The organism is Ideonella sp. B508-1 (assembly GCF_000333615.1).
In the GTDB taxonomy this organism is placed as follows: domain Bacteria; phylum Pseudomonadota; class Gammaproteobacteria; order Burkholderiales; family Burkholderiaceae_C; genus Ideonella.
Genome location: NZ_BADL01000199.1, coordinates 1 through 17,470, shown reverse-complemented (window position 1 = coordinate 17,470; position 17,470 = coordinate 1). Strand labels below are relative to the sequence as shown.

Here is a 17,470-nt window from a genome sequence, read left to right as displayed (position 1 = left end):
GAGATGCTGGGCCGGCTGCAGGCGGTGGCGACGGCGTGCAACGCCTGCGCATCGGCAGCGTGTCCACACTCTCTCGCAACTTCCAGGAAAACTGGCTGCGCCCGGCGCTGGACAACCCGGCGGTGATGCTGTCGCTGGAGTCGGGCACGCTGGAGGGCCTGGTGGCCCGCCTGAAGGGCCACCAGCTGGATGTGGTGCTGGCCAACGAGACCGTGCCCACCACCGACCCCGACCACCCCCTGCACTGCCGGCTGGTGGGCAGCCAGTCGGTCTCGCTGGTGGGCCCCACCTCGCGCTGGCAGGGCCAGCAACTGCGCATCCCCGAGGACCTGGCCGGCCTGGACATGGCCCTGCCCGGCCCCCGCCACGCGCTGCGCGCGCAGTTCGACGCCCTGTGCGAGACGGCCGGCGTGCGCCCTCGCATCCGCGCCGAGGTGGACGACATGGCCATGCTGCGCCTGCTGGCCCGCGACAGCGGCTGGCTGGCCCTGCTGCCCGAGGTGGTGGTGCAGGACGAGCTGAAGAGCGGCCTGCTGTGCGTGACCGGCCGCAGCGAGCCGCTGCGCGAGCACTTCTATGCCATCACCGCGCCGCACCGCCTGCGGCCCGAGGCACTGGACGCGCTGCTCAACCCGCTGGGCTGAGGCCTGCGCGCCCTTCTCGGACAGCTGGGGTAGGCTTGAGGCCTTGCCATCCCGAGAAGGCCCATGTTGAAAACCTCGACCGCTTTCGTCCTGTCTTCCTGGCTGTGGGCAGCCTGCCTGACGCCTTGTCTCGCGGCCGAACCTGAAGCGCAATCGCCCGGGCTTGTCCAGAAGGTGGAACATGCCATCGAGCGGGGCGCCGAAGCCGCCGCGAGCGGCGTTCAGCGTGGGGTCAAGGCCGCTGCGCATGGGATCGAACGGGCCGCCAGTGCCACGGCCCACGGCGTGCGCGCCGCGGCCGGGGGCGTCGCCCACGGGGCCAGCGCCGCGGCGCATGGCGTGGACGTGGCCGCCAGCAAGGTCCAAGGCGTGGTCGCCCCCGGTTCCGCCCCTGCCTCCACGCCATGACCATGCTCAGCCGCCAGGCCCGCTGCAGCTGCGGTCACCGTGGCCGGCACGGGGCGCGACTACACGCGCACAGGCGATGCAGGCGGACAGTGCCGCTTCACCTTCTGCCCGGACTGCGGCGCCACGGTGTTCTACCAGCTCGTCGGGCAGGATGACTTCGTCGGCATCCCGGTCGGTGCCTTCGCGGACCCTGCCTTCCCCGGCCCCGGCATTTCGGTATACGAGGAACGGATGCATGGCTGGGTGACGATGCCGCAGGGCATCGAGCACCTCTTCTGAGGCGCCCTGAGCGCCGAGCGCCGACACGTGATGTCACGGCTGCTCAGGCCGTGATGAGTCCGCCCTTGACCTCTGCCCGCCTCGCCACGCTGGAGACGGATGGCCCTGTTTGCCGCACCGCCTGCGGCCCGAGGCACTGGACGCGCTGCTCAACCCGCTGCGCTAGACGTGCCTGTCATCCCGAACCGCTGGGGGGGCGTTGGATGGGCGGTCGCCAGCCGTTCCGTCGCCCTGTCGGGTCTGTGGCTCAGGACGGTTCCGCGACAGACTGGAAGCGCACACTGACGCCAAGGCGTCCTCTGTGCGCCACTGCTGTGAAGGAGTTCCCGATGAGATTGCCACGATGGATGATGTATGGCCTGCCTTTGCTGGCCATGCTGTGGCTGGGCACGGCCCAAGCCCTGCCCAGTGTGGAAGAGGTGCAGGCGGCCACCCAACGGGGAGACTACCCGGTCGCCGAAAAGATGATGCGCGAGGTGCTGGCCGCCAAGCCTGACAGTGCGCGCGCCCAGTACGTGCTGGCGGAGATCCTGGCCCACGAACACCAGTTCACCGAGGCGCAGGCCCACGCCCACAAGGCCCAGGCACTGGACCCGGCGATCAAGTTCACCGACCCGGCCCGCTTCAAGGCCTTCGAGGCCTTGCTGGACCGTGAGCAGCACACGCCAAGCGCGCTGCACATGAATTCATCCGACGCGGCGCAGACCATGGTGCAAGGGCCTGTGCGGGCCTCGGGCGGCGTGCCGGTGTGGTGGCTGCTCGCTGGTGTGGTGGTGTTCATCTTCGCCGCCATGGCCTGGGCACGGCGGCGCGCCGCCGAGGCCCAGACCGTGGTCTACCCAGCACCCAGCCCGGCCTACGGTGGTGGTTACGGCGCGGCGCCGTCGCCCGGTTACGGCTACGGGCCGCAGGCGCCGACCTCCGGCGGGCCGGGCCTGATGGGGGTGGGCCTGGCGGCGGCCGGTGGTGTGGCCGCCGGCATGCTGGCCGAAAAGCTGCTGCACGAAGGCAACCGCGGCGAGTCGGCCGGTGGCTTCATCCCCGACAGCTTCCCCAACACCGACGACACCGACACCGACAGGCAAGAGGCCGCCCGGGAGCTGAGCTCACGCGACATGGACTTCGGCAGCGGCAACGGCTGGGACGATGGCGGCAGTTCGACCGACGCAGGCGGTTCGGACGACTGGTAAGCGGACACCCCGCTGATCAGGGCGCCGGGGCCGTCAGCAGCCCCCAGGCCGCCAGCGCCATGACCTGCGCCGACAGCACCATATCGCGGATGCCCACGTACTCGTCCGGTTGGTGGGCCAGGGCCAGCAGGCCGGGGCCGTAGGCGATGCAGTCGCGCAGGCGGCCGATGCGGTCGATGTGCTTCTGGTCGTAGGTGCCGGGCGAGCAGACGAAGCGGGCCTCCCGGCCCAGCACCTCCTGCACCGCGCGGGCGGTGTCGCGCGCCACCGGGCGCTCACGCTCGGTCAGCACCGGGGCCACCGAGAAGAGCTCGCGCAGCCCGTAGTCGAAGTTCGGCCGCTCGGCCTTCAGGCCGTCGAGCAGGTCCACCACCTCACCACGCACGCTCTCCAGGCTCTCCTCGGCCAGGAAGCGGCGGTCGATCACCAGGCGGCAGCTGTCGGGCACGCAGGGCGCGGGCAGCTGGTCGCCCTCGGGCTCGGCCTGGCCGCCGTGCAGGGAGTTGAAGTTGACGGTGGACTGGCGGGCCATCTCAGGCACCACCGGCATGGTGGTGTGGCGCGCTGCGAGCGCGGGGATGAGGTCGCGCTCGAAGCGCTCCAGCACCGCGCCCATGTGACGCACCGCGCAGTCGCCCAGAAAGGGCATGGAGCCGTGGGCGATGCGACCACGGGTCTCGATCTCGGCCCACCAGACACCCCGGTGGCCGATGCAGACCTGGTCCACCTCCAGCGGCTCGGGAATGATGACGTGGTCCACGCGAGGTTGGCTGAACCAGCCGCGCTCGGCCAAGTAGGCCACCCCGCCATAGCCGCCGGATTCCTCGTCCACCGTGCCGCTGATCTCGATCGCACCGGGCAGGCCCAGGCCGCTGTCGATCAGGGCCTCGGCCGCGATGATGGCCGCGGCGATGCCGCCCTTCATGTCGCTGCTGCCGCGCCCATACAGGCGGCCGTCCTTGACCACGCCTGCGAAGGGGTCGACCGTCCAACCCTCGCCAGGCAGCACCACGTCGATGTGGCCGTTGAAGTGCACGCAGGGCCCGGGCCCGAAGGTCTTGCGGGCGATGACGTTCCAGCGCGGGTATCGGTCACTGTCGCCGGGCGTGCCCTCGCCGCGCACATAGCTCACCTCGAAGCCGCGCCGCGCCAGGCGGTTGCCGATCAGCTCGGCGCAGGCCCGGTAGTCCTCCCCCGGCGGATTGACGGTGGGGATGCGCACCAGGGCGCGGGCCAGATCGACCAGTTCGTCCTCGCGGGCCTCGAGGGTCTCCAGCAGGGCGATGCGGCGGGGGTCGTCGGCGGTGGGGAAGCTCATGGCACCGAGTATGGCGCGATGCTCAGCCCGGTTGAACCAGAAGGTGCATCTTGTCGGCCACGCCGCGCCAGGCCTCATGTTCCGGCAGGGGCGGCTGGCGTCGGGTGATCGATGGCCACTGCTGCGCCGCCTGGGCATTGATCGCAATGTAGAGCTGCTGGGCCTCGGAGGCCTCCTTGGCGTTGACGATGGCGTCGACCGGACACTGCGGCACGCACACCGAACAGTCGATGCAGCCGGCCGGATCGATGGCCAGGAAGTTGGGGCCCTCGACGAAGCAGTCCATGGGACAGACTTCGACGCAATCGGTGTATTTGCACTGGACGCAGGGCTCGGTGACGATGAAAGGCATGGGGCGATTGTCGGTGGCCCCGGGAAGACCCTGCGGTTGGAGACCTGCACCTGCTGGGCGACACTGTGTCTGCCAACACAGCATGCCAGGGAGACGCCGATGACCACCGACTGGACCCCCGCGATCCGGGCCGCCGCCCAAGCCGCCCAGGCCCAGGGGGCCATGGTGCCGCTGCTCAGCGATATCCACGCGGTGCGGCAAGCGGGTCTGGACTTCCTCGTCGCCCACCTGTCCTCGCTCAGCCTCAAGGACCTGGCCAAGATCCTGCAGCAAAGCAGCGGCGCCAACCCCTTTCTGCCCTACGAGCCCGCTATGTTCGTGGCCGATCTGTCGGACACCCATGTGCTGCTGCTCAACAAGTTTCCGATCTTCCCGGATCACGCCATGGCCGTGACGCGGCGCTTCATGCCGCAAACAGGTGAACTGGAGGACAGCGACTTCGACGCGGTGGCCCGCGCGGTGCGGGGCCTGCCGGACGGCGTCTTCATGTTCAATGGTGGCAAGAACGCGGGGGCCAGCCAGCCGCACCGGCATGCGCACATCCTGCCCAGCCACCAGCTCCCGCTGATGGGGCACTTCCCCTTCAACGCCGCACCGGGCACCCTCCAGCAGGTGCCCTTCTTTCGCTTCGTGCACGCCCTGGTGCCGCTGGACGCCCAGCTGCCGGAAGCCGAGTGGGCGCGGCAGTTGCAGGACGCGGTGCAGGCGGGCTTTGCCCACTGCGGTCTGGAGCCCCATCTGGGCGAACTGCCGCCCTACAACCTCCTGGGCAACCGCCGGGGCGTGCTGGTGGTGCCCCGGCGCTGCGAACACTGGAGCGACGGCACCCACAGCCTGTCGATCCATGCGCTCCACTTTGGCGGCTGGGTGGGGGTGAAGGGACCGGATCAGATCGAGCCGATCTGCCAGGCGGGCCTGATGCACGTGCTGGAAGCCGTGACCCAGCCGCGGGATTGAAGCCTCGGGACGACATCAGCCGCAGGCCGCCGCCAGCGCGGGGGCCGAGGGCGACACCAGCTCGGTCAAGCGCCAGCTGCCATCGGCCTGCCGATGCCATGTCGCATCGAAGCTGCCCACCGCCGCGGCCTGGTCACCCAGGGTCTTGAGCGTGCCGCTCTGGTGGGCCACCCCGTCTTGCGCACGGGTGCGTTCGGGCGTGAACTCGCATTCGAACACCCCGCGGCTGGCCAACAGGCGCAGCTGATCCTGGATGGCGTCGCGCCCCACCAGGGCCGGCTGCGGGCCGGGCCGCCAGGTGGCCTGGGCCTCGAACATCTGGGCCGCCACGGCCGGGTCGCGCGCCTTCATGCGCCTGCCCAGCTCGCCCGCCGCGTCCTCCACCGCCCGTTGATCCGCAGTGAGCGCGTCATAGGCCCAACGGGCCGAGCGCACCACCACGAAACCGCAGCCGGCCTGGCTCAGACACAGCCCGGCCAGCCCCATCCACCACCACGTTTGTCTCATGCCCTCATTGTCCGGGCGAAAGATCACGCGCCGATGTCAGAAGGGGCGGTCTCAGAGCCCCAGCTCGCTCAGGCCCGGGTGATCGTCGGGACGGCGGCCCAGGGGCCAGTGGAACTTGCGGTCCGCCGCGGCGATGGGCTGGTCGTTGATGCTGGCATGGCGGCGCACCATCAGACCGTCGTCGTCGAAGGCCCAGTTCTCGTTGCCATGGCTGCGGTACCACTGGCCCGCGTCGTCATGCCACTCGTAGACGAAGCGCACCGCAATGCGGTGGCTGTCGAAGGCCCACAGTTCCTTGATGAGGCGGTAGTCCAGCTCGCGCGACCACTTGCGCTCCAGCAGCGACTGCGCCTGCTCGCGCCCGACCGGGAACTCCACGCGGTTGCGCCAACGGGTGTCCGGGCTGTAGGCCAGCACCACCCGGGCCGGGTCGCGGGTGTTCCAGCCGTCTTCGGCCAGGCGGATCTTCTGGATGGCGGTCTCGCGGGTGAAGGGCGGCAGAGGAGGACGTGCGCTCATGGGGGACTCCAGTGGATGAATCAATGTAGACAGATCTGTCTACATTTCAAGTCTAGGCACAATAGACAGACCTGTCTACATTGCCCCCACCATGCAGATGCTTGAACACGAGGACGTGGCCGCCCTGCCCGCGCGCGAGCGCATCCTGGAGACGGCGCACCGGCTGTTCTACCGGGAAGGCATCCGGGCCACCGGCGTGGACGCCGTGATCGCCGCGGCCGGGGTCACCAAGGTCACCTTCTACCGGCACTTCCCCAGCAAGGGCGAGCTGATCGACGCCGTGCTGACGCTGCGCCACGGACGATGGATGGCGTGGTTCACGTCCGCCCTGCAGCGCCATGCACGGCGCCTGCCCCTGTCCCGGGCGCTGGCGGCCACGCTGCGCGAGTGGCTGAGCCGCCTCGACTTCCGGGGCTGCGCCTTCATCAACGCCGCGGTCGAGTGGGGCGGCAGCGAGCCTGCCGTGCTGCGACAGGCCGCCACCCACAAGCAGGCCATGACCGACGCGATCGGCGCCCATCTGCCCGACATCCCGCAACGCGAGGCGCTGGCCCAGGCGCTCGCCCTGGCGGTGGACGGCTGCATCGTGCAGGCGCAGATCCACGCCGGCGTGCCGCGGGAGATCCAGGCCAGCCTGAAGGCGCTGACCCTGCTGGCGCAGGCCCTGCTGCCCGAGAACGCCTCCGGCGCCGCCGACGCCTGAGCGGCGCGGCGGCCTCAGCCCAGGGCGCGCAGAACGGCGGGTGCGATGCGCCGGTGCATGGGCGCCACCGGCAGCATGTACAGCCGCCCCAGCAGGTTGTGGACGTGGACCACGGTGGTGATGGTGACCACCGCCGGGCCGCTCTGCGTGGCCGCCTCGCCCCCGGTGGTGTGCACCGACAGCACCACCTCCAGGTGGCGGTCCCGGTCGCCCAGAAGCACCTCGTCGGGGTGGTTCTCCAGCAGTGTGAAGATGCCCACGCGGTCGCCAGGCCGGTAGTCCTGCAGCGGCCGTTGCGGGTCCAGGTCGGACAGGCCGCCCAGGTCCTTCAAGCCGAACCAGCGCACCACCCGGTTGCGCAGGCGCATGCAGGCTTCCACCCAGGCGGGCGTGGCACGCGCGGCCTTGAGAAACTGGCCCAATGCGCTCAGGCCCGGCTCGGCCGCGGCGACGGCCCAGGCATCGGCGAAATCCGCCCCGGGCAGGGCCGCCAGGATGCGGCTGCCCGCGGGCGGCGACACCAGATGGGGCGTGGGTGCTGGCGTTGGCATGCGCGTTGAAACAGCCTCAGGGTCTTTCACCATAGCAGAGGCCCGCACCAGCTCCCTGCCTTCGCAGGCGAATTCAAACCGAATGCGCCGAGCTGTCGTCCGCAACCGGCTCGAGCGAGCTCAGCAGCCGGGCCAGGGCCGCATCCAGGGCGGCCAGCTGCGCCTGGGGCAACACCGACAGCACCTCGCGCTGGGTCTGTACATGGGCTTCCACGGCACGGTCGATCAGGGCCAGCCCGGCCGGGCTGAGCTGCACCAGCAGGCTGCGCGCATCGTCCGGATGGGCCTGCCGCGAAACCCAGCCACGGGCCTCCAGGCCCTTGAGCCGGTGGGTCAGCGTCCCTGAGCTGATCATCATCGACTGGAAGAGCGCCGTGGGCGCCAGGCAGTGCGGCGGGCCGGCGCGCCGCAGGGTGGCCAGCACGTCGAACTCCCAGCGGCTCAGGCCGAACTGGGCAAACGTGGCCTCCATGCGCTGCACCAGATGCTGGTAGCAACGCCCCAGCCGCCCCAGCGGCCCCATGCTGCGCGTGTCCAGATCGGGACGTTGCTCGCGCCACTGCGCCAGGATCAGATCCACGGCATCCGGCGTCGATGGTTTGGGCATCTTGGGCATGGGGGCTCTCCAACTATCTTGACGTCAAGATAATTCACAGGACAATGGCATTTATCTCGACATCAAGATAAATCATGCCTGCATCATACCGGCCGACCGCCTGGCCCTGGCGCGACGTGCTGCTCACAGCGCTGGCCCCCGCGGTCTGGGGCAGCACCTACCTGGTCACCACCCAATGGCTGGCGGTGGATCACCCCTTCACCAACGCCTGCTGGCGGGTGCTGCCGGCGGGCCTGCTGCTGCTCCTGTGGCAGTTCCGCCTGCCAGCCGCCGGCACCGCCTGGCGCCTGCTGGCACTGGCCGCCCTGAACATCGGCGTCTTCCAGGGCTTTCTGTTCGTGGCCGCGGCCCGCCTGCCCGGCGGCCTGGCCGCCATCTTCGGCGCCATGCAACCGCTGGCCGTGATGCTGCTGAGCCGTTGGGTGGACGGCGTGCGCCCGGGCTGGCCCCGGGTGGCCGCCGCGGGCCTGGGTGTGGGGGGCATGGCCCTGATGCTGCTGTCACCGACCAGCCGCTGGGACCTGTGGGGCGTGATGGCGGCCACCGTCAGCGTGGCGTCCATGGCCGGCGGCACCTTTCTGGCGCGGCGCTGGTCCACCGGCCTGGCCCCGCTGCCCTTGACCGGCTGGCAGTTGCTGCTGGGCGGGCTGATGTTGCTGCCGGCCAGTCTGCTGCTGGAAGGCCCCTGGCAGCTGCCCCGGCTCAGCCAGGGCCTGGCCACGACCTACCTGAGCCTGGCCGGCGCGCTGCTGGCCTATGTGCTGTGGTTCCGGGGCAGCCTGCGCCTGCCCGCGGTGGGCGTGGCGTCCCTGGGCCTGCTGAGTCCGCTGACGGCCGCTGTGCTGGGCTGGGCCGTGCTGGGTCAGAACCTGGGGCCCCTGGGCTGGCTGGGTTTCGGGCTGGCCCTGGGCAGCGTCATCCTGCTGCAGCACCTGAGCACGCCCGCCCCGCGGTGAAGGACGGACAATGACGGCCCCGTTCCGCCCTGCCCCGCCCGCATGTCCCAGAAGCCGTCCCCTGCCCCCTCACCGCCGCTGTCCCTGCTGAGCCTGACCACCCCGGTGGCCATGGGCTACATCCCGCTGGGCATGGTGTTCGGCTTTCTGTTCGTGCAGGCCGGCGGCGCCGCCTGGCTGGCAGTGCTTTCCAGCATCGTGGTCTACGCCGGCGCGGCGCAGTACATGATGGTGCCGATGCTCGCCGCGGGCCTGCCGGTGGGCGCCATTGCCGTGGCCACCGCGGTCATCAATCTGCGCCATGTGTTCTACGGCCTGTCCCTGCTGGACCGCCTGCCCGAGCAACGTGGCCTGCGCTGGATCCTGGCCTTCTGCCTGACGGACGAGACCTATTCGGTGCTGACCGCCCTGCCCCGCAGCACCCCGGGCCACCGCCTGGCGGGGGTGGCGCTGCTGAACCAGGGCTGGTGGACGCTGGGCACGGCCCTGGGTGCCCTGCTGGGCACTCAAGTGCCGCTGAACCTGCAGGGGCTGGACTTCGTGCTGGCCGCCCTGTTCGGCGTGCTGACGGTGGAGCAATGGCGTCAGCGCCACAGCGCTGCCCCGCTGTGGACCGCGCTGGTGGCCTATGCGGTGGCCCAGGCCGTGGCGCCGACCCAGGCCCTGGTCATCGCCATCGCACTGAGCCTGGCGATGGGCCTGGTGTGGCCCGGCCGCCCGCGCACCGCCAGCGGGCCGGAGCAGCAGGCATGAACGACACCCGCTACGTGATCTCGGTGATCGTGGCCATGGGCCTGGTCACCTTCGGCCTGCGGGCCCTGCCCTTCATGGCGGCCCAGTGGCTGCAGCGCCACCGCTTCGTCCAGCGCCTGGGCCAGTTCCTGCCGCTGGCCATCATGACGCTGCTGCTGCTGCATTCGGTGGTGGGCGCGGCCCGCTCGCATGCCGGCCTGCCCTGGGCCGAGGCCCTGTCCATCGCCCTGGTGCTGGGCCTGCAATGGTGGCGAGGCCATGCGCTGCTCAGCATCCTGCTGGGCACCGGGCTGTACGTGCTGCTGCGCCAGTTGGCCCTGGGTTGACGCAGGCGAGAGCCTCAGAGGAAGAGGCCGCCGCCGGGCACCTCTTCGGCCAGGGCCTTGCGGGCCCGCTTGGCCTTGAACATCCGTTCGTCGGCCAGCGTCAACAGCTCGTCGGCACCGTCGGCGTCGCGCGGGAACTGGGCCACGCCGCCGCTGGCCGACAGGCGCAGCCGCAGGCCCGCCACATGGAGAGGCAAGGCCAGGGCGGCCCGCAGGCGCTGCTCCAGGGCGCAGATGTCATCGACCTCGCCCGCGTGGGCCAGCAGCACCGCAAACGCGTCGCCCCCCAGGCGCGCCACCAGCTCGCGCTGGCCCACCGTCTGGTTCAGGCGGGAGGCGAACTCCATCAAAGTGGCGTCGCCCGCGGCGTGGCCGTGCTCATCGTTGATCTGCTTGAGGCCGTCCATGTCCAGCAGCATCACCGCCAGCCGTGCCTCCTGGCGCCGGGCTGCCGCAATGGCCGCGTGCAGACGGTCCATGAACAGGGCCCGGTTGGCCAGGCCGGTCAGGTCATCGTGGGTGGCGCGGTGGAACAGATCGTTCTCGCCGTAGCGGGTGGCCCAGTACATGGTAGTGCCCACCACGCGTGAAAGCAGGCCCAGCACCGCCGCATCGCCATCCGAGAAGTGGCCGGGGCTGCCGGAAAACGCCTTCAGCACGCCCACGCACTGGCCCCGGTGGGACAGTGGCACGACGATCATCGAGCGCATGCCCACGGCCTCGCAGGCGGCCAGATCCACCCGGTCGTCGGCGAGCGTGTCATCGCACTTCAGCCAGCGGCCGGTGGCAATGCACTGGCCCGAGAGGCTGAACGCCCGGTCCACCCGCAGCCCCAGTTGCCCGGACGCACTGCCGGCCACGGCCCGGTAGACCATGGTCTCCCCATCGGCCAGCTCGATGGCAGCGCCCTGCGCCTGGACCAGGTCCAGCACCTTGCGGACCACCAGATCCATCACGCCGGGCAAATCCAGCCCCAGTTCGGTCACCTCCCCATGCAGGTCGATGACATCCAGCAACACCCCAGCGGTCGTCATGCCCCCGCCCCTGTCGAAAACCCAGCCCCCGTTCGCGGCTCTCCTTGGCGTCAAGCCTCAGGGCGCAGCGTACTCCATCCGCGGGCGGACCCGGGGCGCAGGTTCCCGATTCAACTGTAGGAGGTCGGGAGTGGCAGCCGCCCCTGCAGGTGGAAGTGCCCGATGTCCCGCAGCTTGAGATCGATGGGGTCGTGCAGGGTGTGCACCCGCGCATTGCGCCAGAAGCGGTCCAGGCCCAGCTGGGCGCTGGTGGCGCCCGGCCCGGTCAGCTCGAAGAACTCACTGGTCACTGCCACGCCGGCGCGGTGGGCCAGCACTTTGGCCTCGGCCACCTCGATGGCCAGCACGCCGCGGGCATCGGCGCTCAGCGCCTCCCCTTGGGCCAGGGCCGTCTCCAGGGCGGCCTGGGCCGCATCGGTGGCCAGTTCCGCCGCACGGATCTTCAGCCGCAGCTCAGCCCAGCGGTGGGCCACCAGCGGCTCCTCCAGCACCTGGCTCGCATTGCCGTTCAGCCAGGGCCGGGCACGCTCCTGCAGGAAGGTCAGCGCCTGGCCATAGGCCCCCTGGGCCAGGCCCAGGTAGAGGTTGGTCAGCACCAGCTGGGCCAGCAAGGTGCGCAGCGTGCCCCGGGGCGTCGGCACCTGGCCAGGCGCCTGCAGCACATCCGCGTCGGCCAGCCAGACCTCCTGGAAGGTCACGGTGCCGCTGTCGGTCTGGCGCTGGCCGAAGCTGTCCCAGTCCTCCCGCACCTGCACGCCCGGCGCGCGGGTGGCCACATGGCCCACCAGCTGCAGCTCGCGGCCATCGGCCTGCGGGGCCACGGCCGACAGCAGCAGCCGGTCCGAGCCGACGGAGCCCGAGGCATAGCTTTTCACCCCGTCCAGCCACCAGCCGCCCGCGGCGCGGCGGGCCTTCAGCCGGGTGTCCCGCGGGTTCAGCGCATTGCCCCAGAACCAGGCTTCCTGCAGCGTGCGTGGCAACAGGTCGGCCTGCTGGGCCGGGCTGCCCCAGAGCTGGATGCTGGCGATCTGCAGGTTGTGGAAGGCATAGACATGGGTCAGGGCGCTGTCGGCCTGGGCCAGCCGCCGCAACACGCGGTACTGCTCGGCCCAGCCCACGCCCCAGCCGCCGGCCTCGCGCGGAATGACCAGAGCCAGCAGGCCGCTGCGGCGAATGGCCTCGCGTTCGGCCACGGCATGGCCGCCAGCCCGGTCGCGCTGCGCGGCGGTGGCAGCCAGTTGCCGGGCCAGCTGTTCGGTGGCCGCTGCCACGTCGAAGGTGTCGCTCATGGGCTCAGTCCGGAATCTTCAGCAGGCGGGCCGCGTTGTCGTACAAAAGCCGCTCCAGCGCCGCGTCGGAAAAGCCCAGGGCCTGGGCATCTTCGACCGACTGACGGATGGGCCGGAAGGGGTAGGACGAGCCGAAGAGCAACTGCTCACCCAGGAAGCTGTTGGCCGCCTGCACCCAGGCGGTGTGGCCGGGCTGGAACAGGTACATGTCGGGCACCAGGTGCACGTTCTCGTAGCGGAAGGCCACGCCCAGCGCCTGTTGCACGTTGGGCCACCAGCCGTGGTAGCAGACGATGGACAGCTGCGGGAAGGTCTGCGCCACCCGGGCCAGCGGCGCGGGGTCGTTGTAGCGCAGGTCCGGCGTGGTGGGGCCGGTCATCAGGAACACCGGCACCTGCAGCGACTGGCAGAGCTCGTAGACCGGGAAGTAGGCTGGATCATCGGCATGCCGCGGCGGGCTGCCGAAGCCCGGCTCCAGGTCGATGCCCGCCAGCCCCAGCTGGCGAACGGCACGCTCGGCTTCGGCCAGGGCGGCATCCTGGCCTTGCAGCACCGGGTCCACCGCGCCGACGCCGATCAGTTCCCGGTGACCGCGGACGATCTCATGGATGGTGTCGTTGGGCAGGTGCTGGCTGGGCGTGTACCGGCCCACCACCACCGCGCGCGACAGCCCGCCCTCACGCACCTCGGACAGAAAGCCGGCCGGCGTGCGCGAACGGATGAAGTGGCCATCGTCTCCCCGGGTGCCGACCCGCCGGTTGAGCCAGCGGGCCACGGCCTCGCCCTCGGAGCCCGGTGTCTTGCCGAAGAAGTCGTGCAGATAGGCCGGTCGGCAGCGCATGTCGATGACGCGCGGCCAGGCGTTCTCGGAACTCATGCCTTGGCCGCCTCCGCAGCGCCCTGTCCGGCCCGGATGTCGAAGGCGCCCCCGGTGATGGCGGCCTCGCGCAGCGTCACCGGCTGCTTGCCGGGCAGCAGCGGGAAGACCAGCTCGGCAAAGCGGATGGCCTCTTCCAGATGCGGGTACCCGGACAGCACGAAGCTGTCCACGCCCAGATCGACGTATTCCTTCAGGCGCTGGGCCACCGTCTGCGGGTCACCCACCAGCGCGGTGCCGGCGCCACCACGCACCAGGCCCACGCCGGCCCACAGGTTCGGCGCCACCTCCAGCTGGTCGCGCCGGCCACCGTGCAGGGCCGCCATGCGGGCCTGGCCCACGCTGTCCATCTTGGCGTAGTTGCGCTGGGCCGTGGCAATGTCCTCGTCGCTGAGCTTGCTGATCAGCTTGTCGGCGGCGGCCCAGGCCTCGTCGTTCGTCTCGCGCACGATCACGTGCAGGCGCACGCCGAAGCGCACCGTGCGGCCATGGCGGGCCGCGCGGGCCCGCACATCGGCGATCTTCTCGGCCACCGCGGCCGGCGGTTCGCCCCAGGTCAGGTAGGCGTCCACATGCTTGGCCGCCAGCTCGTGGGCCGCGGGCGAGGAACCGCCGAAATACAGCGGCGGATGGGGCTGGGACACCGGCGGGAAGAAGTTCTGTGCGCCCTTGACCTGCACATGCTCGCCATCGAAGTCCACCTTCTCGCCCTGCAGCACGCGCCGCCAGACGGTCAGGAACTCGTCGGCCGCGGTGTAGCGGGCGTCGTGGTCCAGGAAGACGCCATCGGCCGCCAGCTCGGTGGCGTCCCCGCCGGGCACCACGTTGAGCAACAGGCGGCCGTTGAGCGCCTGGTCCAGCGTGGCGGCCTGGCGGGCCGAGGCGGTGGGGCCCGACAACGAAGTGCGCAGCGCCACCAGCAGCTTGATGCGCTGGGTCACGGGCACCAGGCTGGCGGCGGTCACCCAGGGGTCCAGGCAGCTCGCGCCGGTGGGAATGAGCAGACCGTCATAGCCCAGCTGCTCGGCCGCCACGGCGATCTGCCGCATGTAGGCGTTGGTGGCCGGGCGGCCGGAATCGGAGGTGCCGAGGTAGCGCGTATCGCCCGAGGTGGGCAGGAACCAAAAGATGTCGAGGCTCATGGGGTGATCCAGTCTGCGCCAATGGCGCCCAGAAAACCCATTGCACCCCAGGGGGCGCCGACAAGCCACGAAGCGATGCGCGCTTGCTTATCCGCTTCCCGCAGAAGCCACGGGTCTCAGCGGCGCCCCTGTTTCAGGACGATCTGGTCGTAGACGCCACCATCGTCGAAGTGGGTCTTCTGCGCCTTCTTCCAGCCGCCAAAGACCTCGGCCACCGTGAAGGTGCTGACCGGCGGAAAGTCCTTGGCAAAGGCCTTGAGCACCTTGGCGCTGCGTGGGCGCAGATGGTGGCGCGCGGCGATCGTCTGCCCCTCGTCGGACCACAACCACTTCAGGTAGGCCTCGGCCACCGCGCGGGTGCCGCGGCGGTCCACCACCTTGTCGACCACCGACACCGGGTTCTCGGCCAGCACCGTCCAACCCGGGTAGACGACATCGAAGTCGTCGCCGAACTCGCTGCGGATCAGCGGCACCTCGCTCTCGAAGGTGGCCAGGGCATCGCCCATCTTGCGCTGGGCGAAGGTGGTGGTGGCGCCGCGCCCGCCGCCGTCCAGCACCGGCACATTGGCGAAGATGCGTTCCACCAACGCGCGCGCCGCGGGCTCGCCCGCGCCGCCCTGGAGGGCCGCGCCCCAGGCCGCCAGGTAGCTGTAGCGCCCGTTGCCCGAGGTCTTGGGATTGGGGATGATGACCGAGATGCCCGGCCGGCCCAGGTCCGTCCAGCTGCGGATGTTCTTCGGGTTGCCCTTGCGCACCAGGATCACGCTGACCGAGGCCGTGGGCGCGCTGTGGTCGGGCAGGCGACTGGCCCAATCGGCCGGCACCAGGCCACCACGCTCGGCCAGGATGTCGATGTCGCTGTCCTGGTTCATCGTGATGACGTCGGCCTCCAGGCCGTCGATCACGCTGCGGGCCTGCTTGCTGGAGCCGCCATGGGACTGCCGCAGGTCCAGCACCTGCCCGGTGGTCTTGAGCCAATGGGCCGCGAAGGCCGCGTTGTAGGCCTTGTAGAACTCGCGGGAGACGTCGTAGCTGACGTTGAGCAGGCTCACGGGAGCGGTAGACGCCGCGCGCGCCCAAGGGGCGAGGCTGGCAACAGCGGCAAGGCCCGCTCCCTGCAGGAGGCGGCGCCGACGGACAGAAGACGACATGCGCGATTTCCAGATGACGGTCCGCGACGGCGGACCTTGGCCGGGCGATTTTGGTGGCCGAGGCTGCTGACCGAAACAACGGATTCGTCATGAGCTTGTGACCCGCAGGCACAAAGGATCGAGCAGCGGCATGCGTGCCATCGCCATGCGCTTTCCGCGCATCCAAGCGCATTAATCGACGTGGTGCAGCGCAGCGTGATGCGCTGCAATGAAACCGTTTTTGATCCGCATCACACCATGACACACACCCCGCTTCGCCTGTTGACCCTCGCCACCCTGCTCGCCGGACTCTGGACCTGCGCCTGCGCGGGCACCCTGAAGATCGGTGTCGTGCCTGGCGCCTACGGTGATTCCGTGGCGACCGCCGCCAAGGAAGCCAAGAAGCAGGGCATCGACGTCCAGGTCGTCGAGTTCACCGACTGGACCACGCCCAACGTGGCGCTGGACCACGGCGACATCGACGCCAACTACTTCCAGCACCAGCCCTTCCTGAGCAACGCCATCGCCAAGCAGGGCTTCAAGCTCAAGAAGGTGGCCACCGGCATCCTGTCCAACATCGGCCTGTACTCACTCAAGCACAAGTCCATCGCCGAGATCCCGGTGGGCGGCAAGGTGGCCATCGCCAACGACCCGGTCAACCAGGGCCGCGGCCTGCTGCTGCTGCAGAAGGCCGGTCTGCTCAAGCTCAGGCCCGGCGTGGGCTACCTGGGCACGCTCAAGGACATCACCGACAACCCCAAGAAGTTGCAGTTCGTCGAGGTGGAAGGGCCGCAGCTCAGTCGCATCACCGGTGACGTGGACCTGGCCCAGGGCTACCCGCACTTCATCGTCGCCTCCAAGGCCTTTGACGCCTCCAGCGGCCTGGTCTATTCCGGCGTGGAGGATGCGCAGTTCGCGGTCAGCTTCGTGGCCCGCAGCGACAAGCCCGAGAACCCCGATCTGAAGAAGTTCATCGAGATCTACCGCCAGTCGGCCGAGGTGCGCCACGTCATCCACAAGGCCTTCAACAACGACGACCGGCTCTATGTGCTGGCCTGGCTGAACGAGAAGTGAAGGAGCGCCGCGCCATGAAGAACACCTTGCATCGCATCGGCCGCACCCTGGGCCTGGCCTTCGGCCTCATCGGCGCCAGCCTCGGCGCCCAGGCCGGCACGCTGAAGATCGGCGTGGTGCCCGGCGTGTTCGCCGACACCGTGAAGATCGCCGCCAAGGAGGCCCAGAAAGAAGGCCTGGAAGTGAAGATCGTCGAGTTCACCGACTGGACCACGCCCAACATCGCGCTCAACGCCGGCGACATCGACCTCAACTACTTCCAGAACCAGGAGTTCCTGGCCAATGCCAACGCGGCCCAGAAGTTCGACCTGAAGCCGGTGGCACCGGGCATCCTGTCCTACATCGGCCTGTACTCGAAGAAGTACCAGCGCGCCGCCGACCTGCCCCAGGGCGCGCTGGTGGCCATCGCCAGCGATCCGGTCAACCAGGGCCGTGGCCTGCGCCTGCTGGAAAAGCTCGGCCTGGTGCAGCTCAAGCCCCAGGCCGGCCTGCTGGCCAAGCTCAGCGACATCGCGGCCAACCCCAAGCAGCTGAAGTTCAAGGAGGTGGATGGCCCGCACCTGGCCCAGGCGACGCAGGACGTGGACCTGGCCCAGGGCTACCCCTACTTCATCATCGCGGCCAAGGCCTTCGACCCCTCCAGCGCCCTGGTGCTCTCGCACGGCGAGAGCGACCGCTTCGCCATCCACTTCGTCGCCCGCGCCGACAAGGTGGGCCAGCCGGACGTGAAGCGCTTCATCGCGATCTACCCAGCAGTCGCCGCAGTGCGCGCCTACATCAACCAGTTCTACGGCGGCGACNAGCCGCTGTACCGCTTGGCCTGGNTGCCGGCCCCCGCCCCACCA

At 70.0% G+C, this 17,470-nt stretch carries 20 protein-coding genes and 2 pseudogenes; 11 read left to right on the top strand and 11 right to left on the bottom strand.

Annotation, left to right across the window (positions count from 1 at the left end):
* The 4 genes and pseudogenes from I73_RS26975 to I73_RS08850 all read left to right on the top strand — a co-directional run.
* Positions 1-644: pseudogene (locus tag I73_RS26975) on the top strand (substrate-binding domain-containing protein); the annotation flags it as partial.
* 174 nt (positions 645-818) lie between these two features.
* Entirely contained in the window at positions 819-1,052 is a 234-nt protein-coding gene (locus I73_RS26970; RefSeq protein WP_022980283.1) for a hypothetical protein, read from the top strand.
* Between the two features lie 36 nt (positions 1,053-1,088).
* A pseudogene (locus tag I73_RS26965) lies at positions 1,089-1,331 on the top strand (GFA family protein); the annotation flags it as partial.
* A gap of 329 nt (positions 1,332-1,660) precedes the next feature.
* Positions 1,661-2,521, top strand: coding sequence for a lipopolysaccharide assembly protein LapB (locus tag I73_RS08850; RefSeq protein WP_159105867.1), 861 nt, complete (start codon positions 1,661-1,663; stop codon positions 2,519-2,521).
* A 16-nt stretch (positions 2,522-2,537) separates the two neighbouring features.
* Here I73_RS08850 and I73_RS08845 read toward each other — a convergent pair whose 3' ends face one another.
* The gene (locus tag I73_RS08845) at positions 2,538-3,839 is read right to left on the bottom strand and encodes an acetylornithine deacetylase/succinyl-diaminopimelate desuccinylase family protein (RefSeq protein WP_022980280.1); all 1,302 of its coding nucleotides are present in this window, start codon (positions 3,837-3,839) and stop codon (positions 2,538-2,540) included.
* Positions 3,840-3,861: 22 nt separating this feature from the next.
* On the bottom strand, positions 3,862-4,191 hold the full coding sequence (fdxA, locus tag I73_RS08840; RefSeq protein ID WP_022980279.1) for a ferredoxin FdxA: 330 nt from the start codon (positions 4,189-4,191) through the stop codon (positions 3,862-3,864).
* A 99-nt stretch (positions 4,192-4,290) separates the two neighbouring features.
* Here fdxA and I73_RS08835 point away from each other — a divergent pair, with 99 nt between their 5' ends.
* Positions 4,291-5,148 carry a DUF4922 domain-containing protein gene (locus I73_RS08835; protein WP_022980278.1) on the top strand — a complete coding sequence of 286 codons (858 nt, stop codon included), beginning with the start codon at positions 4,291-4,293 and terminating at the stop codon, positions 5,146-5,148.
* 15 nt (positions 5,149-5,163) lie between these two features.
* Here the strand turns inward: I73_RS08835 and I73_RS08830 are convergent, their stop codons facing one another.
* Positions 5,164-5,655 carry a hypothetical protein gene (locus I73_RS08830; protein ID WP_148289742.1) on the bottom strand — a complete coding sequence of 164 codons (492 nt, stop codon included), beginning with the start codon at positions 5,653-5,655 and terminating at the stop codon, positions 5,164-5,166.
* A gap of 51 nt (positions 5,656-5,706) precedes the next feature.
* Complete coding sequence (locus I73_RS08825) at positions 5,707-6,174, bottom strand: nuclear transport factor 2 family protein (protein ID WP_022980276.1); 468 nt, start codon at positions 6,172-6,174, stop codon at positions 5,707-5,709.
* Between the two features lie 91 nt (positions 6,175-6,265).
* Here I73_RS08825 and I73_RS08820 point away from each other — a divergent pair, with 91 nt between their 5' ends.
* A complete protein-coding gene (locus tag I73_RS08820) occupies positions 6,266-6,877 on the top strand; it encodes a TetR/AcrR family transcriptional regulator (protein WP_022980275.1) in 612 nt (203 codons plus the stop codon).
* A 14-nt stretch (positions 6,878-6,891) separates the two neighbouring features.
* On the opposite strand, the gene I73_RS08815 is transcribed toward I73_RS08820, so the two are convergent.
* Complete coding sequence (locus I73_RS08815) at positions 6,892-7,428, bottom strand: DUF2867 domain-containing protein (RefSeq protein WP_022980274.1); 537 nt, start codon at positions 7,426-7,428, stop codon at positions 6,892-6,894.
* A gap of 73 nt (positions 7,429-7,501) precedes the next feature.
* The gene (locus tag I73_RS08810) at positions 7,502-8,044 is read right to left on the bottom strand and encodes a MarR family winged helix-turn-helix transcriptional regulator (RefSeq protein ID WP_022980273.1); all 543 of its coding nucleotides are present in this window, start codon (positions 8,042-8,044) and stop codon (positions 7,502-7,504) included.
* A gap of 74 nt (positions 8,045-8,118) precedes the next feature.
* On the opposite strand from I73_RS08810, the gene I73_RS08805 reads away from it, so the two are divergent.
* The 3 genes from I73_RS08805 to I73_RS08795 are packed head-to-tail and all read left to right on the top strand — an operon-like array spanning position 8,119 to position 10,079.
* Positions 8,119-9,000 carry an EamA family transporter gene (locus I73_RS08805; protein ID WP_022980272.1) on the top strand — a complete coding sequence of 294 codons (882 nt, stop codon included), beginning with the start codon at positions 8,119-8,121 and terminating at the stop codon, positions 8,998-9,000.
* 42 nt (positions 9,001-9,042) lie between these two features.
* The gene (locus tag I73_RS08800; RefSeq protein ID WP_022980271.1) at positions 9,043-9,753 is read left to right on the top strand and encodes an AzlC family ABC transporter permease; all 711 of its coding nucleotides are present in this window, start codon (positions 9,043-9,045) and stop codon (positions 9,751-9,753) included.
* Complete coding sequence (locus I73_RS08795; RefSeq protein ID WP_022980270.1) at positions 9,750-10,079, top strand: branched-chain amino acid transporter permease; 330 nt, start codon at positions 9,750-9,752, stop codon at positions 10,077-10,079. The genes I73_RS08800 and I73_RS08795 overlap by 4 nt, the downstream gene beginning before the upstream one ends.
* A 14-nt stretch (positions 10,080-10,093) precedes the next feature.
* Here I73_RS08795 and I73_RS08790 read toward each other — a convergent pair whose 3' ends face one another.
* The 5 genes from I73_RS08790 to I73_RS08770 all read right to left on the bottom strand — a co-directional run bounded on the left by I73_RS08790 (position 10,094) and on the right by I73_RS08770 (position 15,572).
* Complete coding sequence (locus I73_RS08790) at positions 10,094-11,113, bottom strand: sensor domain-containing diguanylate cyclase (RefSeq protein ID WP_022980269.1); 1,020 nt, start codon at positions 11,111-11,113, stop codon at positions 10,094-10,096.
* Positions 11,114-11,223: 110 nt separating this feature from the next.
* Positions 11,224-12,402, bottom strand: coding sequence for an acyl-CoA dehydrogenase family protein (locus I73_RS08785; RefSeq protein ID WP_022980268.1), 1,179 nt, complete (start codon positions 12,400-12,402; stop codon positions 11,224-11,226).
* A gap of 4 nt (positions 12,403-12,406) precedes the next feature.
* The gene (locus tag I73_RS08780) at positions 12,407-13,279 is read right to left on the bottom strand and encodes an amidohydrolase family protein (RefSeq protein WP_022980267.1); all 873 of its coding nucleotides are present in this window, start codon (positions 13,277-13,279) and stop codon (positions 12,407-12,409) included.
* Positions 13,276-14,421 carry an FMNH2-dependent alkanesulfonate monooxygenase gene (gene ssuD / locus I73_RS08775; protein ID WP_022980266.1) on the bottom strand — a complete coding sequence of 382 codons (1,146 nt, stop codon included), beginning with the start codon at positions 14,419-14,421 and terminating at the stop codon, positions 13,276-13,278. Before ssuD ends, I73_RS08780 begins: the two co-directional genes overlap by 4 nt.
* Positions 14,422-14,537: 116 nt before the next feature.
* Positions 14,538-15,572 carry a sulfate ABC transporter substrate-binding protein gene (locus tag I73_RS08770; RefSeq protein WP_026096491.1) on the bottom strand — a complete coding sequence of 345 codons (1,035 nt, stop codon included), beginning with the start codon at positions 15,570-15,572 and terminating at the stop codon, positions 14,538-14,540.
* A 237-nt stretch (positions 15,573-15,809) separates the two neighbouring features.
* Here I73_RS08770 and I73_RS08765 point away from each other — a divergent pair, with 237 nt between their 5' ends.
* The gene (locus I73_RS08765; RefSeq protein WP_022980264.1) at positions 15,810-16,625 is read left to right on the top strand and encodes a MetQ/NlpA family ABC transporter substrate-binding protein; all 816 of its coding nucleotides are present in this window, start codon (positions 15,810-15,812) and stop codon (positions 16,623-16,625) included.
* A gap of 14 nt (positions 16,626-16,639) precedes the next feature.
* A partial coding sequence (locus tag I73_RS26960) for a MetQ/NlpA family ABC transporter substrate-binding protein (protein ID WP_148289741.1) occupies positions 16,640-17,470 on the top strand: 831 nt, incomplete at its 3' end.

Bases quoted from the DNA above. Each gene is read 5' to 3' on its own strand.
- I73_RS08850 (WP_159105867.1), top strand. From the start codon at position 1,661: ATGAGATTGCCACGATGGATGATGTATGGCCTGCCTTTGCTGGCCATG.
- I73_RS08845 (WP_022980280.1), bottom strand. From the start codon at position 3,839: ATGAGCTTCCCCACCGCCGACGACCCCCGCCGCATCGCCCTGCTGGAG.
- fdxA (WP_022980279.1), bottom strand. From the start codon at position 4,191: ATGCCTTTCATCGTCACCGAGCCCTGCGTCCAGTGCAAATACACCGAT.
- I73_RS08835 (WP_022980278.1), top strand. From the start codon at position 4,291: ATGACCACCGACTGGACCCCCGCGATCCGGGCCGCCGCCCAAGCCGCC.
- I73_RS08830 (WP_148289742.1), bottom strand. From the start codon at position 5,655: ATGAGACAAACGTGGTGGTGGATGGGGCTGGCCGGGCTGTGTCTGAGC.
- I73_RS08825 (WP_022980276.1), bottom strand. From the start codon at position 6,174: ATGAGCGCACGTCCTCCTCTGCCGCCCTTCACCCGCGAGACCGCCATC.
- I73_RS08820 (WP_022980275.1), top strand. From the start codon at position 6,266: ATGCAGATGCTTGAACACGAGGACGTGGCCGCCCTGCCCGCGCGCGAG.
- I73_RS08815 (WP_022980274.1), bottom strand. From the start codon at position 7,428: ATGCCAACGCCAGCACCCACGCCCCATCTGGTGTCGCCGCCCGCGGGC.
- I73_RS08810 (WP_022980273.1), bottom strand. From the start codon at position 8,044: ATGCCCAAGATGCCCAAACCATCGACGCCGGATGCCGTGGATCTGATC.
- I73_RS08805 (WP_022980272.1), top strand. From the start codon at position 8,119: ATGCCTGCATCATACCGGCCGACCGCCTGGCCCTGGCGCGACGTGCTG.
- I73_RS08800 (WP_022980271.1), top strand. From the start codon at position 9,043: ATGTCCCAGAAGCCGTCCCCTGCCCCCTCACCGCCGCTGTCCCTGCTG.
- I73_RS08795 (WP_022980270.1), top strand. From the start codon at position 9,750: ATGAACGACACCCGCTACGTGATCTCGGTGATCGTGGCCATGGGCCTG.
- I73_RS08790 (WP_022980269.1), bottom strand. From the start codon at position 11,113: ATGACGACCGCTGGGGTGTTGCTGGATGTCATCGACCTGCATGGGGAG.
- I73_RS08785 (WP_022980268.1), bottom strand. From the start codon at position 12,402: ATGAGCGACACCTTCGACGTGGCAGCGGCCACCGAACAGCTGGCCCGG.
- I73_RS08780 (WP_022980267.1), bottom strand. From the start codon at position 13,279: ATGAGTTCCGAGAACGCCTGGCCGCGCGTCATCGACATGCGCTGCCGA.
- ssuD (WP_022980266.1), bottom strand. From the start codon at position 14,421: ATGAGCCTCGACATCTTTTGGTTCCTGCCCACCTCGGGCGATACGCGC.
- I73_RS08770 (WP_026096491.1), bottom strand. From the start codon at position 15,572: ATGTCGTCTTCTGTCCGTCGGCGCCGCCTCCTGCAGGGAGCGGGCCTT.
- I73_RS08765 (WP_022980264.1), top strand. From the start codon at position 15,810: ATGACACACACCCCGCTTCGCCTGTTGACCCTCGCCACCCTGCTCGCC.